Below are 14,674 nucleotides of genomic sequence, written 5' to 3' on the forward strand. Positions count from 1 at the left end.
CTGAGAATAGCAGAACCACCGGCTGCGGCAAGGCTTGATGCGGACGCGCGCAAGCCCTCGGCAGGCTGTTTTAGGTGGGATTTTAAGGTGGGACTTCGAACGCCGCGAAAGCGGCAAAATATGTGGGACCGGGGCTCTCTGCGTTCGAGAGGGGTCCAAGGACCTTCCGAGGGAGGAGAATCAAACTTGTTGTCTCCTTCTGATACACAACTTATCAACCTAGACCTATAAGCACAAAACGATAATATTTGTCTCTTCCATAAGTTTTGCTTATGGATGAAGGCAGCAGCCATTCAGTGCGATTTGAGCCTTTTTGATGATTTCTCGTCTGCGGTGACTGTAAAATCTGCAGGTAAAATTCCAAATGTGAACTCTAGGCCCTCTATGAATATCGTGATGCGCTGAATTTATAGCCATCTGAGAGTGAAATTGGCCAAATCCTAAAGATTGTGAAGGGAATAAGCGCACTCCCCCGATTGCAAATTCTTTTTTTATCGCTTACGTTCTCACCGCAAATAAAATTTTGGAGGCTTCCATGGCTTTGTTTCTAGTGGGACTGTGTCTTGCTGCGGTAATCATCCTTTACTTCAGCAACAATCCGTTGGGTCACTCTCGTAAGTTTATGATCCGTCGTTTTATTAACTGGTTTCCGCTGGGCATGTCCTACGCATTCCTTTACATGGGACGTTACAATCTGAACGTTTCCAAAAATGCCTTGGGCGATATGATGACCAAGGAACAATTCGGTATCATCTTCGCTGCCGGCACCATCACTTACGGTCTTTCTTTCCTGATCAACGGTCCGATCGTCGATAAAATCGGCGGTAAAAAAGGGATCATCATCGCAACCCTGGGTTCCTCATTGATGAACTTACTAATGGGTGGAGCGACTTATCTTTACCTAATGGGTCGTTTGAAAACAAATATGGTGGTGGCTTTCTCCATCCTGTTTGCGATGAACATGTTCTTCCAATCTTACGGTGCGGTTTCCATCATCAAAGTTAAGGCCTACTGGTTCCACGTTCGTGAGCGCGGCGTCTTCGGTGCGATCTTCGGTACTTTGATTTCTTTCGGTGTTTACTTTGCCTTCGACTGGGGTCAGGCCATCGTTGAGGCTTCCAAACTTCATATCGAAGGTCAGATGACCGCTTTCCAAAGATTCATCCAGCACATCTTCGCGATCGACACAGGTGTGACGAATGCGACTTGGTTGGTATTTACGATTCCAGCGTTCCTTTTGATCTGCTGGGCCTTGATTGACATGGTTCTTTTGAAGGACTCCCCAAAAGAAGCCAACTTCGGTGATTTCGATACAGCGGACGCTTCTTCTGATGACGACGAAAACCTTAAGATCACGATGAAAGTGGTTCTTAAAAAAGTATTCTCCAGCCCGATCATGTACACGATCGCGTTGGTGGATTTCACTTCCGGAGTTCTTCGTAACGGTATCATGCAGTGGTATCTGGTATTTGCGCATGAAATGAAAGGTATTGATGAGTCTTTCTACAACGGCTCCCAATTCTTTATCAAAAACTGGGGCTTGCTACTTTGCTTGACCGGCATCTTGGGTGGCTTCATGGCCGGCATGCTTTCTGACCGCGTCTTCCAATCCCGCCGTGGCCCTCCAGCTGCGATCAACAACGCCTTGATGATCGTACTTTTGATTCTAATGTCTGTGTTCCTAACCAAAGAACCAAACATCGTGGGTGGTGTTGCAGTTCTAATCACACTAGCCGTTATCGGGGTTCACTCCCTGATGTCTGGTACTGCCGCAGCTGACTTCGGTGGTAAGAAGATGACTGCCACTGCTTCAGGTATCGTGGATGGTTGCGTCTACCTGGGTTCAGGTATCCAGTCCTTGGCGATCGGTTACTTGTCTGCGAAAAGCTGGCACTACTGGCCTTTGTTCCTTTTGCCTTTCGCCTTCATGGGCTTGTACCTTTCACTTCGTATGTGGAATGAACTTCCGGAAGCGACGAAAAAGTACATCCTGAAAAAAGAGCAGGAAGCTGCCAAAGAACAGGGCACGTCCATCAACACGGGCGACCCGGCGACAAACTAAATGCTTTAAAGGCTCACCTCTGGTGGGCCTTTTTTGTATCCTCACACAACCACCTTGGCTGGTCTTGCCGTCCCCGGTGCTTATCGTGCGCAATAATAAGAAAGCACGAGTTTTAAGCTGCCAGGAGGGACGCAATGACGATTATCTGGGCCATGGATGCCTTTGAAGACAACAAAGAACTCAATCAGAAAATGGCGACCTACCTCACTCGTTTACATGAAAACACCGGAGCTGACATTCTCCCGGTTTATCTGCTTCGTGAAAACGAAATCGTCCTGCCCAGCTACGAGGTCCCCACTTGGGTGACAGACCACTCCAGAACCGCCGAGGCTTTGTTTAAAGAGGTTCTAGAGGACTATGATCTGCCGTTCCTCTTGGAACCCAAAGTGATCCCCCACGCCTCCCAGTCCCATGCCGGAGCGGCCGAAACCCTGACTCATTTTGCGGAACGATTTCACGCCGAGATGATTGTGGTCGGGAATCACGGCCGCCAGGGCTTTCAAAGATTCTTACTGGGCAGTTTTGCCGAAAGCCTGCTCCTGGAATCCGCCATCCCAGTGATGGTCGTCGGCGCCCACGCGACCGGCAAACCGGTTTCAAGTATTTTGTTTCCCACTGAATTTGGAGATCACTCCAAAGAGAACTTCCGCCACGTCCTTAATCTGGCAAAAATGCTGAACGCCGAAGTGACTTTGTTTCACTGTATTGCCCGCCCCATTGAGAGTCTTTTCGAAATGGACACACGCCCTAAGATTTATAACTTTAAGGGCAAGATGCTGACTTTGGAGCAAATCGTCGAACAACAGGTGGAGTATCAATCACAAAGAGCTCACCATTGGATCACCTGGGCACAGAAAGAGGGCGTCACAGCCCAATATCAAATCGACAGCTCCTACAAGTCTGTTGACGAGGCGATCCTTGAGGCCGTCTCCCAGTTTAATTCCGGAATGATTGTGATGGAAGCGCAGAGTGGGCCGATGAGTTCTGCCCTATTGGGAAGCTTTACCAGAAACGTGATCCGCAAGGCCGCGTGTCCGGTGTATGTCATAACCAGACACTTCTACGATCATCCTGAAGATCGCTTTACCGACACGCCAGCACCTTAGCTGACACGACCCGATTGAGGGCGCATGCCTGCAGGTAATTTCTTGTAGGCATTGTTGAGATGAGTCTTAAGTGTCGCTTTGGAGATAAACAGCTGCTTTGCAATCTCCTGATTGGTCTGACCACTCATCACCATTTGAATAATGCGCACTTCACTGGGAGTCAGTCCGCGCCCCACCAGATATTCAGCATGTTTGACTGCTTTCGTATTATCATCAGTCAGTTGATGCAGGACTGTAGTTACGTTCTGACCGTTTTTAACCATCATCACATCAACATAATGATCGTCGATATTCTGGTTTTTAAAAACACTCATGCCATCCTGAAGCGGCGCCATTTCCGTGACTTGCTTGCACAAATCCGAACACGTGGAGTTATGGCAAACACTGCCGACTCTGTCGCCACAAGTTTCTTTGGAACTTTCGTTTTGATCCAAAACCTGATTTTGGGAATCACGAACACAGACGCTGAGTTTTAATTTCCCGTTCATGGAAAGACCTCCTCCTGAACTGCTTATATTATCCTACCAACTCTCTAATACCTAGGATGACGCCGATCATATTTTCTTGAATTTTGTAAATGTGAGCCGCTAAGCCATTTGCCTAATGACTCAGCATGGTGAATGCGCCTGTTCTCATGATGCTCGTGAATGCATCAAACACTCTTGATTACAGAAATGTAAGAAGGCTCCTAAATTAATCCCATGGAAACTCATGGAATTCGTGAATAAATTGGCCAATTTTTCCGTGAAAAACTCGTAAAAAGATCGTTTTTGGATGGTTTTATTGCGACCAAGTAATAAACAAGAAGCTTTTAGGTCTAGTATCAGAGTAAGACAATGGTTCGGAAAAATTTCTCACATGTACCCTCGAGTAAATCCTAGGTATCGCTTATTAATACTTAACCAACTAGTATTGAATATTCGAGGGTCATGACCGAATATGAACCTGAGATTAATTAATAAACCTCAACAAGGAGGAAAACATGGGTGCAAGTCCTATCAGCCACAACAATCCGGACAAAAAATATATGTTGAAAATTCCGGTGCAAAAACGCTCGAAAGAAACTGTGGCAAGTATTGTTGAATCCTGCGCCAGACTGTTGGTGCAAGAACCCTATCATGCAATCACCACCGATAAGATTGCTGAGATGGCCGGTGTGAGTATTGGTTCTCTTTATCAGTTTTTTGCGAACAAGGAAGCCATTGTCGCAGCAGTGATCGATGATCTTCTGCAAAAAGACCTGGTTATTATTGAAGAGGATCTTGCCAAACTGACGTCGACGGATCTGGATTCCAAAATCCACGCATTTATCGATATTGGATTCACGCGCTTTCACGACAATCGTCCACTGAGAACTGCTTTGCAGGGCGTTCAGGGCATGCTGGATTACTGGGAAACCCGCCGAGTGTTCTTTGAACACTATCAAAAAGCGGTATTGAAACATCTGCCTCAGATTCCAGGCCGTGATCGTGAGATGATCGCCCTGTTCATCGTGAGCAGTTTCAATAATATCCTGCAGCTAAGTCTTTTGGGCTCACAAGCACCTGAAAGAGAAAACGAGATCAAAAAAGAAGTTTACACTTTGATCAGCCGTTATTTGAAACCATAATAGGGAAGAAAAAGTTCTTGCCCTTCACAATCCTCCTCGTATGCTGATTGATATCGAGGAGGATTTTTTTTGCTCAGATTCACACTGCGATGGTCCGCCATCTCCATCATTGTCGGTCTGCTGGCAGGATCAGCTTCCGCAGCCTTCTTGGCCGCTCTGGATCTTGTAACTCAAACTCGAATTGATCACCCTTGGCTTTTGTTTCTGCTGCCCGTCGCAGGGATGCTTATTGCCTGGCTTTACCATCGCCATGGCAAAGGCACCGAAGCTGGCAACAATCTGATACTTGATGAAATTCACAATCCCAAGCAGGTTGTGCCTCTTAGAATGGCGCCACTGGTCTTGTTCGGAACCCTGACCACCCACCTTTTCGGAGGCTCCGCCGGTCGCGAGGGCACAGCGGTACAAATGGGCGCCTCGATCTCGGACCAACTGAATCACTTTCTAAAGTTTGATAACTCCGAAAGAAAGCTTCTGCTCATGGCCGGGATCTCCGCGGGCTTTGCCTCGGTTTTTGGAACACCCTTGGCGGGCGCCGTCTTCGGACTTGAAGTGCTGTCCTTAAGAAGAATACGCTATCAAGGGATTCTTCCCTGCTTCGCTTCCGCAATCATAGCGGATCGAGTTTGCTCTCTGTGGGGCATCCACCACACTGTTTATAAAGTTTCTGAAGTGGCACCCCTGACAATGATGAATATCGGTTATGCTATTTTAGCCGGAATTGCTTTTGGTTTGTGCGCACGCTTTTTTACCAAAAGCCTACACCACATGGTTCGCCTCTTTAAAAATGGAATATCCAATCCGCTGGTTCGCACTTTTGTCGGCGGTATCCTGATCATCATACTGACGACACTGATGCAGACAGACCGCTACCTGGGACTTGGAATCCCGGTGATCGTTGAAACCTTTCAAAAACACGTGGCCCCGTATGACTTCGTTTTAAAAATTCTCTTTACGGTTGTCACTCTGGGATCGGGCTTTAAGGGCGGAGAAGTCACGCCTTTGTTTTTTATCGGCGCCACCCTGGGCAACGCTCTTGCCTGGATAGTTCCACTGCCTCTGTCACTGCTCAGCGGAATGGGATTCGTGGCGGTTTTTGCCGGTGCCGCCCTGACTCCGCTGGCGTGCACGATCATGGCCATGGAACTCTTTGGCACCCAGGGCGCAGTTTTTTGCGCCATTGCTTGCGTTGTCAGCTTTCTTTCTTCAGGATCTAAAGGGATATATCACTCTCATCATACCGAGGTCACACCACATGCTTAAACAGATCAAAACACCATTCACTGAAATGATGGGCATCGACTACCCGATTATCGCAGCCCCCATGTTTTTGGTCAGCAACGCTGACATCGTCTCGCAAGCCAGTGAAGCTGGCGGCATCGGTACATTTCCGGCCTTGAACTACCGCCCCTTGGAAAACTACGCGGCGGCACTTAAAGAGATGCGCGAAAAAACCAAGAAACCGATCGGCATCAATATCATCGTTAACAAATCGAACACCCGCCAAAATGATGATTTGAAGATCGCTCTTGATCATGGCGTAAATCTATTCATCACCTCTTTGGGAAATCCCAAGAAAGTCATCGAAGAGGCGCACAAAAACGGCGCAAAGGTTTTCTGTGACGTCACTAACCTTGAACACGCGCTGAAGTGCGAAGACCTGGGAGCCGATGGTGTGATTGGAGTTGGAGCTGGTGCCGGTGGGCATGCGGGCCCCATCTCTCCGTTGGTTTTGATTCCTTGGCTTAAAACCCGCCTGCAGATTCCGATTGTTGCAGCAGGCGGCATTTCCCATGGTTCCATGATCGCAGCTTGTCTGGCCCTGGGCGCAGATGGCGTCAGTGTGGGAACTCGCTTTATCGCTTCCAAAGAAGCCAATGTCGATCAAACCTACAAAGACGCCATCGTCAACTCAACACCCGAAGACATTGTGATGACCACGCGTGTGTCAGGCACTCCAGCCGCTGTGATCAACACTCCCTATGTGCAAAAACTGGGTACAGACTTACCTTGGGCAATGAAAGTCTTAAAAGACCACAAACTCACCAAGAAGTACATGGTGCCTTTGATTCATCTGATGGGCATGAAATCCCTGGAAGAAGCTGCTGTGAAACCCACCTGGAAAACAGTCTGGACTGCTGGTCAATCCGTGGGCTTGGTCGATGAAATTCTGACTGTCCGCGAGATTTACGCGAAACTGATTTCTGAATACGAAGCCAGTGTGAAAAATCTGAACAAGTTCGGCATAGAATAAAGACAATAGTAGAAACAAAAAAGGCCCGGCAACGGGCCTTTTTTTATTATGATTTCAGGGAGCGATTGCGAACCGAGAGAGTCAGCTCATAAGTCATGACCGGCTCCTGGCTTTTGCTTGGGACAATCGCGTAGCCTTTCATTTTTCTTTCGATACGATCTGGATTGGTTTTAGCTTCATTGATCAAGGAAACCACCGACTCCACTTCATCACAGACAAAATGCACATCGCCATCTGCACGTTTGCCATATTGAGCGGTGAAGTCTTTAAAAATAAAATCGATCTTCTGTTTGCTTTCAGCAATCACCTGCACCGCAGGCGCCGCAATAGAAAGCTCTGCACCAACACCCAACGCACCAAAGTACATTGAGTTCAGATGATTTTTTGTACGATATCCCAATGGAATTTTGATCACGAATTTTTTGTCTGTCATCTCGACGACCTTCGGTCCGATGAAAACCAACAAAGGAATTTTTAAAAGTCCGTAGACCGCAAGGAAAGCATTGAATTTGAAGATTTTAGTATTCATGCCTTTAATCTTAAGACCCGAGCCCAGAGAAGGGCCAGCATTTTTAAGTGAGCCCCCGACTATTTTGACATTTTAGAAGAATGGGTGTGCAATATACTTAGACGGACGGCCCTTTTGAATAAGCACTGATCCCAAGTTCTCATTCCCTCTGAACAGCTTATTCACCGGCTGATCCCAAAGACCCCCGATTCAAGTTCACCAAAGGAAGAACTTTCGCAACCGGGGGTTTTCTGTTTTTAAAGCTCAATCCCCAAAAAGAACGAAGCAATCAAACAGACGAACACTGAAAATGCCATCACCGCCAGAATGTAATCCTTTTGTTTGATAAAAAGAACACCCGTCAGAAAAACACGAATGATCGGCAACGATACCAAAACCGCCAGGCCTGCGAAACCAATAATCAGCGGTTGATCATGAGTGATCACCGCCCAGTTCAGAGTTTCATACAGCGAGCGCGATTCATACCTTGTAAAACTCCCCAGGGTGTCGCCGTTTTTAATCCAGCCCCACAACCAACCAACGGTCATAAGCATACCGGCAACATAGACACCACTGCGAAGCATTTTGCTGATTCTTAATTCCAGATCATGAAGGATTTGATCTTGTTGTGACTGAGCTTGCATCACTTCAACCCATTCATAATCATTTGCACGGATACGATCGACAATACGACCACGAAGATTTTACGGATAATCGCCGCAGGCATTCTGACCATCGCCTTAGCACCAGCCATGGAGCCTATAATAATCCCCACAGCCACGGGTGCTGCGATCTCAGGGCGTACATCCCCTTTTAAAAGAAACGCCCCCGCACTGGCCGCCGCTGTAACACCGATCATAAAATTGGAAGTCGCAGAGGAAACCTTAATCGGAAGCTTCATCGCTCCATCCATGGCCAATACCTTAAAGATACCACTGCCGATTCCCAGCAATGCCGATAAGACACCTGCACCAAACATGGCAAACAAGCCCAAGGGCACCATCTCAACTTTGTATGTTCTCCACTCATTCCCTTCCGGAAATCCACCATCCAACTTCAGACTGTCAGCCCAAGGATGATTTTTTGCGGAATAATGCTCATGGCGTTTTCTAAGCATCATGACTGCAGAGAACAACAGGAACGTACCGAACAACAAAAACAGAAACTGCGCTTTGATATAAGACGAAATCAAAAAGCCGACAATCGCACCGCTGACCGTGCCGATTTCCAAAAAAACCGCCAAACGCAAATTTGTCAGTGAATCTTTCAAATAGCTGGCTGCAGCCCCCGAGGAGGTTGCCACTATGGAAATCAGACTCGCGGCAATCGCGTAGCGAATATCAATATGATAAACAAGGGTGAGAACAGGCACGATGATAATACCTCCCCCCAAACCCAGCAGAGCCCCTAAGAACCCGGCTCCGATGGCAGTTACGAGAAGAAGTATTTCATGCATAAAGATCCTAAATATCTATTTTGGACAATCTGACAAACGAACCAGGCGAGCACCAAAATAAGTGCCGCGCTTTTTCAACTCCCAAGGTGGATACGGCAGATAAACCGCCTCCGCGCATTGACCTGTTTGAACAATCGCCCATTGGCGATCTTCCGAAGTCGCAGCAAAGATCTCTCCTGTTTTGGTGTCCTTGATACTGATGGCGAAAGAAAAAACTTTTTCATTCAACTCACCACCCGCACGGGCGATCAACGCCACTGGAAGCTCAACGCGTTCAACGTTTAATACTTCACCGCTGACGGTCTTGGAGAAGATAACACTGTAATTCGCCATCAGAATCCAAAGGACGCCAACGATAACTACAATAAAAATAAGACTTTTAATAATTCTGCCTACTGCTGCCATATAAGACAAATTATCGGCGGTTTTCAAAATAGGTCAACAAAAAGGACCGTGCCGAGCTGCACAGTTTCTAGTTCGAAACCTTTTTGCGCCCTGCTTTGACTTCTGAATGGCGCTTCTTTGAATCCAATCTTTTCCGAACAGAACTGCGCGAGGGCTTGGTGGCAATCCGCTTTTTCGGAACGAACAGTGCTTTTTGCAACAAAGCCTGCAACTTTTTAAGACAAGCGGAGCGATTCTGATCCTGATCGCGAAATTCCTCACTGCGAATCAAAATATCACCGTCATCCGTCAACTGTGTCGCAAGTTTTACCAACAATCTTTCCTTGATGTTATCGGGTAACATCAGGGTGTCGCGCAAATTCCACCGCAAAATCGCCGCCGAATTGGTGCGATTGACATTCTGACCACCCGGACCGCGAGAGCGCGCATAGGTAAAGTCAAATTCGTGGTAAAATTGCGCAACATCAACAAGCATTACTTGCCCTCATTCAATGCTTCAGTGAAATCAGCTTTGCCGTCGTGGATTTTTTCGCCATTCAAAAAAATCTCATACTGCACAGGAGACGTCGGACAAACCATTGCAGTGACACCACAATACTTCGTCATGGACAAATTTACGGCCTTAATAGCCTGCTCTGGTTTAATATTGGATCCTTTGATCATATATTGCGCACGAACAAGCGTGAAGATCGCCGGATGAGAGTCTGTTGTCTCGGTTTGCGCATCGACATCACAGGACTGCAAATCCAAGCGCATTTTTTTAAGAATCGAAACAACATCCATGCCCGAACAAGCGCAAATAGAAGCCAACAGGGCCTCTTTAGGAGTTGGACCCAGATTTTGGCCACCGGCCTCTGCCCGCGAATCCATCATGAATTTCAATCCACGTGACTCAGCCTCAAATCCCAGACCACCCGTCCAACGTGTTTTCGCCTCCATTTGCCCCATAATTTGCCTCCCTGCGCGTCAGTCTAGAACGAATAACACACGAAGTAAACCCTATGAAAATTTGCGTTATTTTACATTGAACAGTAAACTTATAGGGTTAGGAGTATTTATGACTGCATTGATTGCTACAGCCCTCGTTGGAATTATCGCCGGTGGTGTTTTGGGTTGGGCCTTGCACAAACTGAATGTTGCACGCACTCTTCGTCTGGCTCGTGAAGAAGCCCAGGAAATCGTCGATGAAGCGACGGAAGCGATCGAGCTGAAAGAGCTTGAGCAAAAAGAGCGCATTCAGGAAATCGAAATGGAAATGTGGACCAAAGTGGAACCTGACATGCTCAAGTCCGAAGGTCGCATTGAAGATTTGCAAGAGGTCGCAAACGAAAAGAAAGCCAAAGCGGATTCCATCGTTCAGGAAGAAAAAAAGAAATTGCAAGAGCGCGAAACTGACGTAAAGGCCCAGGAGCAAGTCCTGCGTGGTCAGGAAGCTGAACTTGGAAAAATCAAAGACGCGCAAAAAGTTTTGAATCAGGAATTTGTTCAGAAACTGACTGCGAAACTGGGAACCTCTGCGGAGGACTTCAAAAATCAATTGAAGGTCTCCATGGAAGAGGATGCTGTTCGTCGCGCCGCTCGCATGGCTCAAGAGCACGAGGAAGACGCGAAAGAACACGCTGAAACCCGCGCCAAGAAAGTTCTGGCACTGGTCATTGATCGCTTTGCCCGTCCCTACTGTGCCGAACGCGGCATTGGTGCTGTGAACTTCCCTGACGCCCACGTTCGCAAACTTTTCGTGGATCCCGCGGGCGCCAACATCAAAGCCGTCCAGGACAGCTGCGGTTGCGACATTATTGTGGAAGAAGGCATGGAAATGGTCGGCGTTGCCGGCTTCGACCCTGTTCGCCGTGAACTGACTCGCAGAACGCTTGAAAGAATCTTTAAAGAAAAGAAAAGCATCACTCCGGATTTCATCAAAAAAATTGCTGAGAACCAGAAGAAAGAACTTTTCAAAAACATCAAACATGATGGCGACTCTTTGGCCAAGGAGCTTAAGCTTGAAGGTCTGAATGCGGAAATCCGCCAGATGATGGGATCTTTGCGCTATCGCTACTCCTTCACGCAAAACCAATACTTCCACTGCGGAGAAGTGGGTTGGCTTGCCGGCCTTATGGCTGCGGAACTTGGTATTGATATCAAAAAAGCGCGCCGCGTGGGCATGCTTCACGATATCGGTAAATCCATGGACCACGTTCAAGAAGGTGGACATGCCGTGATTGGTGCTGACTTTATCGCCGCTCGTGGTGAAGCCCCGGATGTTGTTCATGCGGTTAAGGCCCATCACTTTGATGAACAGCCATCCACTGATCATGCCTTCCTGGTTATTGCAGCCGATGCTGTGTCTGGCGCACGCCCAGGGGCACGTCGTTCAACTATTGAGTCTTACAACCAAAAAGTTTCTGAACTTCAAGACATCGCTCGCAGCTTCCCTGGTGTGACAGATTGTTTTGTACTCAGTGGCGGACGTGAATGTCGCGTCCTTGTGAACGGCAAAAAAATCGACGATTTGCACGCGCTGGATTTGTCTAAAAAAATTGCAGCTCGTATCGAAGAAGAGTGCAATTACCCAGGACAAATCAAAGTGGTTGTGGTTCGCGAAACTGTGGTTTCCGAACAAACTCGCAAAGAACTTGCGTAATAACTCGGCATTTCAAACTCGCTTCTTAAGCCTTAAGGCTGTCGAAACCAGAGCTCTCTCTGTATTTCGACAGCCGTTTTATTAAGATCCCGTCAGACACCTTCTTTTAGAAGATTCTCAGTTTTACTTCGGTTCAAATGGAGAAAGTAAGACTTATACAGGAGATCTTTTATGGTGTTAGATACCACTTCTTCAACAGCTTTAGACAAACAGCGCATCCCCCGCGTGCTTGTGATCGATGACAGCCTGGATTCCGTAAAGCTGATGTCCCATATTTTGGATCACTATAAATGCGACGTCACGATGGCTTTTGACGGACAAGATGCAATTCCACTGCTTGCAAGCAAACCCTATGACCTTGTGGTTTTGGATTGGCAAATGCCGCAAATGGGTGGGCGTGACACACTTTTATTGATGGACCGTCTGTTGACTGAAAAGAAAGTTAACAAAATCAAAAAGACGATCCCGGTAGTTATTTACACTGGGCACAGCGAGGAGGAGTTGGACTTACCATTAGTTAGAAACTTTTCTTATCTGGGCTTCATCAACAAGCGTCAGGCGTTCAGTTCCATGATGCGTTCGTTCAACTTCATACTCCGATCTATTTAACTAACATAAATCCAACAATCTAAACCCGGTTTAAACTTTAAATCGGGTTCATTTTTTGGTAGATTCAACATCTATGAATCCTGATCCCTTACCCACGCCCCTGATGAATACCATTTTGATCTTTAACCTTGAAGGTCTAAATGGCTGAGTTGATAGTCGTACTTCTTTGTCTATTTGTGAACATGTTGCTGTCCGGAGCCGAAATGGCTTTTGTAACTGTACGAAAAGTGCAGCTGCAAAAAATTGCCAGCAAAGACAGTCGCGCAAGAATCCTATTGAAACTTAAAGCGAATCCCGAGCGCACTCTGTCCGTCATTCAAATCGGAATCACGGTCGTAGGCGCCATCGCGGCCGCAGTGGGTGGCGCTGGAGCCGAGGAAGCTCTTTCGCCGATTTTCATCGATTTGTTCAAAGTATCTCCGAACACTGCTGACGCCCTTGCCATTGCTTCGGTCGTCTTGCCAATCACTTATTTGAGCGTGGTCATCGGAGAGCTGGTTCCCAAGACCCTGGCCCTGCGAAACTCACTAGGCATTGCTTTATGGAGTGCGCGTGGATTGTCTGCGAGTGAAAAGTTTCTTTCGCCATTTGTCTATGTGCTGGAAAAATCCACGCATTGGATTTTGAAAATCTTTGGACACTCTCACACCCACAGCACCGCTGATCAAGAAATTGAAATTGAAGACCTCCCCCATCACACCAAACAGTATGTGATGAACCTGGTCAGCGCCGACAAGATGCTGGCCCGGGACATTATGGTTCCCTGGGAAGAGGTGGTCTTTGTTCGTAAAGATGACGCCATCGAAGACGTTGAGACGATCATCGTCAACTCTGGGCACACTCGCATTCCGGTCATGCAAGACGGCGAGATCGTGGGTCTTATTAACTCCAAGGAATTTTTCACGGCCCTTAAATACAAGAACGTGAATTGGCAGACACTGATCCGTCCCGTCTTGAAATTCAAGGCCTTCGAGCCGCTGTTCCGCATTCTAATGCAAATGCAGCAGCAAAAATCCCATATGGCCATAATCTATGAGCGTGCCAATATCGTAGGTCTGGTGACGATGGAAAATATCTTCGAAGAAATCATCGGAGATATCTTCGACGAAGACGATGACGGCTTCGTTAAAAAGCTATTGGCTTCGAAATCCCGCCGCAGAATTTAAGCAGGATCATTGTTGCTTAAATGGAACAATGAATTCCCTTAATGTCCCCTCATAATACAATCAAAAACAGGCGATAAGTTAGATACAGAAAGTATCTGACTTATGAACCTACTTGGAATTTCACTAATTATATTCACAATCACATTAAGCACGCAGCCCATCGCCGTAGCACAGGTGCCCCAGGCGCCTTTGGTCGCATCACAACTTCCGCAACACCTCCAGGAGCTGGAAGAACTAAAAGCCCGACAAAAAGAACTTGAAAGCCAAATTGCCAATGAGGTGGAAGAACTCAGACAGCTTCAGCAAAAGTTGTATCCTCCACCTCCGCAAAGATCTGCCAGTGAACTCGCCATCAATTTTGGAATGATGTATGGAGCCCAATGGACCGTTTACCTTCTGACCCAACACGAAACCATCAAGGAACACGGCTCCTGGGATAACTTCCTGAGTTATCCCCTGCGCCCGGATTTTGATAAAGACAGCTTTGACTACAACATCGTAAAACACGCCCTCTCTGGAAATTACTACTACTTGTTTTACCGCTCCCGGGGATACACCGAAGTCGAAGCTTTTCAATGGACCGTTCTTTCCTCCTTAGCCTTTGAGTTTGCAATTGAAAGCTTCACCGAGCGCCCCAGCTTTCAGGATATGTATCAAACCCCTATATACGGAACACTGCTTGGCATGGGAGCTGAGCGCGCCAGTCGCTACTTTTTGGAAAGAGAATCCCGCGTGGCTCACGTCGTCGGTTATATTCTGAATCCTTTTGAATTGTTGAAAAGCCACGACAGCAAGATGACCTCCATGCCACTGATCAACAACGACAGTGTCGGCATGATGGTTTCGTGGGGGTTTTGA

Annotated in this window: 16 protein-coding genes; 9 read left to right on the plus strand and 7 right to left on the minus strand. The window is 47.3% G+C overall.

The window, feature by feature from the left end; all coding sequences use genetic code 11:
* Positions 1–535: 535 nt before the first annotated feature.
* Together ACLVWR_RS16685 and ACLVWR_RS16690 are read left to right on the plus strand one after the other, a co-directional pair.
* Positions 536–2,062, plus strand: coding sequence for an MFS transporter (locus ACLVWR_RS16685; protein WP_413581726.1), 1,527 nt, complete (start codon positions 536–538; stop codon positions 2,060–2,062).
* A gap of 134 nt (positions 2,063–2,196) precedes the next feature.
* Positions 2,197–3,168 carry a universal stress protein gene (locus ACLVWR_RS16690; RefSeq protein WP_413581727.1) on the plus strand — a complete coding sequence of 324 codons (972 nt, stop codon included), beginning with the start codon at positions 2,197–2,199 and terminating at the stop codon, positions 3,166–3,168.
* On the opposite strand, the gene ACLVWR_RS16695 is transcribed toward ACLVWR_RS16690, so the two are convergent.
* Positions 3,165–3,656, minus strand: coding sequence for a helix-turn-helix domain-containing protein (locus ACLVWR_RS16695; RefSeq protein ID WP_413581728.1), 492 nt, complete (start codon positions 3,654–3,656; stop codon positions 3,165–3,167). The genes ACLVWR_RS16690 and ACLVWR_RS16695 overlap by 4 nt on opposite strands.
* Positions 3,657–4,150: 494 nt before the next feature.
* On the opposite strand from ACLVWR_RS16695, the gene ACLVWR_RS16700 reads away from it, so the two are divergent.
* The 3 genes from ACLVWR_RS16700 (at position 4,151) to ACLVWR_RS16710 (ending at position 7,031) form a co-directional block, all read left to right on the plus strand.
* A complete protein-coding gene (locus tag ACLVWR_RS16700) occupies positions 4,151–4,777 on the plus strand; it encodes a TetR/AcrR family transcriptional regulator (RefSeq protein WP_413581729.1) in 627 nt (208 codons plus the stop codon).
* A gap of 69 nt (positions 4,778–4,846) precedes the next feature.
* The gene (locus tag ACLVWR_RS16705) at positions 4,847–6,040 is read left to right on the plus strand and encodes a voltage-gated chloride channel family protein (protein WP_413581730.1); all 1,194 of its coding nucleotides are present in this window, start codon (positions 4,847–4,849) and stop codon (positions 6,038–6,040) included.
* Positions 6,033–7,031: an NAD(P)H-dependent flavin oxidoreductase gene (locus ACLVWR_RS16710; protein WP_413581731.1), complete on the plus strand. Its 999-nt coding sequence runs from the start codon at positions 6,033–6,035 to the stop codon at positions 7,029–7,031. Before ACLVWR_RS16705 ends, ACLVWR_RS16710 begins: the two co-directional genes overlap by 8 nt.
* Before the next feature lie 46 nt (positions 7,032–7,077).
* Here the strand turns inward: ACLVWR_RS16710 and ACLVWR_RS16715 are convergent, their stop codons facing one another.
* From ACLVWR_RS16715 to ACLVWR_RS16740, 6 genes are all read right to left on the minus strand, one after another.
* Positions 7,078–7,560, minus strand: coding sequence for a DUF4442 domain-containing protein (locus ACLVWR_RS16715; RefSeq protein ID WP_413581732.1), 483 nt, complete (start codon positions 7,558–7,560; stop codon positions 7,078–7,080).
* 236 nt (positions 7,561–7,796) lie between these two features.
* On the minus strand, positions 7,797–8,183 hold the full coding sequence (locus ACLVWR_RS16720) for a DUF1634 domain-containing protein (protein WP_413583513.1): 387 nt from the start codon (positions 8,181–8,183) through the stop codon (positions 7,797–7,799).
* Complete coding sequence (locus ACLVWR_RS16725) at positions 8,183–8,995, minus strand: sulfite exporter TauE/SafE family protein (RefSeq protein WP_413581733.1); 813 nt, start codon at positions 8,993–8,995, stop codon at positions 8,183–8,185. Before ACLVWR_RS16725 ends, ACLVWR_RS16720 begins: the two co-directional genes overlap by 1 nt.
* 15 nt (positions 8,996–9,010) lie before the next feature.
* A complete protein-coding gene (locus ACLVWR_RS16730) occupies positions 9,011–9,400 on the minus strand; it encodes a hypothetical protein (RefSeq protein WP_413581734.1) in 390 nt (129 codons plus the stop codon).
* Positions 9,401–9,467: 67 nt separating this feature from the next.
* Entirely contained in the window at positions 9,468–9,875 is a 408-nt protein-coding gene (arfB, locus tag ACLVWR_RS16735) for an alternative ribosome rescue aminoacyl-tRNA hydrolase ArfB (protein WP_413581735.1), read from the minus strand.
* Positions 9,875–10,348, minus strand: a complete 474-nt coding sequence (locus tag ACLVWR_RS16740) for an OsmC family protein (protein WP_413581736.1) — start codon at positions 10,346–10,348, stop codon at positions 9,875–9,877. Before ACLVWR_RS16740 ends, arfB begins: the two co-directional genes overlap by 1 nt.
* Positions 10,349–10,457: 109 nt before the next feature.
* Here ACLVWR_RS16740 and ACLVWR_RS16745 point away from each other — a divergent pair, with 109 nt between their 5' ends.
* The 4 genes from ACLVWR_RS16745 to ACLVWR_RS16760 all read left to right on the plus strand — a co-directional run bounded on the left by ACLVWR_RS16745 (position 10,458) and on the right by ACLVWR_RS16760 (position 14,674).
* Complete coding sequence (locus tag ACLVWR_RS16745; RefSeq protein WP_413581737.1) at positions 10,458–12,041, plus strand: Rnase Y domain-containing protein; 1,584 nt, start codon at positions 10,458–10,460, stop codon at positions 12,039–12,041.
* Between the two features lie 171 nt (positions 12,042–12,212).
* Positions 12,213–12,650: a response regulator gene (locus tag ACLVWR_RS16750; RefSeq protein WP_413581738.1), complete on the plus strand. Its 438-nt coding sequence runs from the start codon at positions 12,213–12,215 to the stop codon at positions 12,648–12,650.
* Between the two features lie 140 nt (positions 12,651–12,790).
* The gene (locus tag ACLVWR_RS16755; RefSeq protein WP_413581739.1) at positions 12,791–13,816 is read left to right on the plus strand and encodes a hemolysin family protein; all 1,026 of its coding nucleotides are present in this window, start codon (positions 12,791–12,793) and stop codon (positions 13,814–13,816) included.
* A 102-nt stretch (positions 13,817–13,918) separates the two neighbouring features.
* A complete protein-coding gene (locus ACLVWR_RS16760) occupies positions 13,919–14,674 on the plus strand; it encodes a DUF3943 domain-containing protein (RefSeq protein WP_413581740.1) in 756 nt (251 codons plus the stop codon).

This window comes from Bdellovibrio sp. HCB288, from assembly GCF_047305935.1.
Taxonomy (GTDB): Bacteria; Bdellovibrionota; Bdellovibrionia; order Bdellovibrionales; family Bdellovibrionaceae; genus Bdellovibrio.

Bases quoted from the DNA above. Each gene is read 5' to 3' on its own strand.
- ACLVWR_RS16685 (WP_413581726.1), top strand. From the start codon at position 536: ATGGCTTTGTTTCTAGTGGGACTGTGTCTTGCTGCGGTAATCATCCTT.
- ACLVWR_RS16690 (WP_413581727.1), top strand. From the start codon at position 2,197: ATGACGATTATCTGGGCCATGGATGCCTTTGAAGACAACAAAGAACTC.
- ACLVWR_RS16695 (WP_413581728.1), bottom strand. From the start codon at position 3,656: ATGAACGGGAAATTAAAACTCAGCGTCTGTGTTCGTGATTCCCAAAAT.
- ACLVWR_RS16700 (WP_413581729.1), top strand. From the start codon at position 4,151: ATGGGTGCAAGTCCTATCAGCCACAACAATCCGGACAAAAAATATATG.
- ACLVWR_RS16710 (WP_413581731.1), top strand. From the start codon at position 6,033: ATGCTTAAACAGATCAAAACACCATTCACTGAAATGATGGGCATCGAC.
- ACLVWR_RS16715 (WP_413581732.1), bottom strand. From the start codon at position 7,560: ATGAATACTAAAATCTTCAAATTCAATGCTTTCCTTGCGGTCTACGGA.
- ACLVWR_RS16720 (WP_413583513.1), bottom strand. From the start codon at position 8,183: ATGCAAGCTCAGTCACAACAAGATCAAATCCTTCATGATCTGGAATTA.
- ACLVWR_RS16725 (WP_413581733.1), bottom strand. From the start codon at position 8,995: ATGCATGAAATACTTCTTCTCGTAACTGCCATCGGAGCCGGGTTCTTA.
- ACLVWR_RS16730 (WP_413581734.1), bottom strand. From the start codon at position 9,400: ATGGCAGCAGTAGGCAGAATTATTAAAAGTCTTATTTTTATTGTAGTT.
- arfB (WP_413581735.1), bottom strand. From the start codon at position 9,875: ATGCTTGTTGATGTTGCGCAATTTTACCACGAATTTGACTTTACCTAT.
- ACLVWR_RS16740 (WP_413581736.1), bottom strand. From the start codon at position 10,348: ATGGGGCAAATGGAGGCGAAAACACGTTGGACGGGTGGTCTGGGATTT.
- ACLVWR_RS16745 (WP_413581737.1), top strand. From the start codon at position 10,458: ATGACTGCATTGATTGCTACAGCCCTCGTTGGAATTATCGCCGGTGGT.
- ACLVWR_RS16750 (WP_413581738.1), top strand. From the start codon at position 12,213: ATGGTGTTAGATACCACTTCTTCAACAGCTTTAGACAAACAGCGCATC.
- ACLVWR_RS16755 (WP_413581739.1), top strand. From the start codon at position 12,791: ATGGCTGAGTTGATAGTCGTACTTCTTTGTCTATTTGTGAACATGTTG.
- ACLVWR_RS16760 (WP_413581740.1), top strand. From the start codon at position 13,919: ATGAACCTACTTGGAATTTCACTAATTATATTCACAATCACATTAAGC.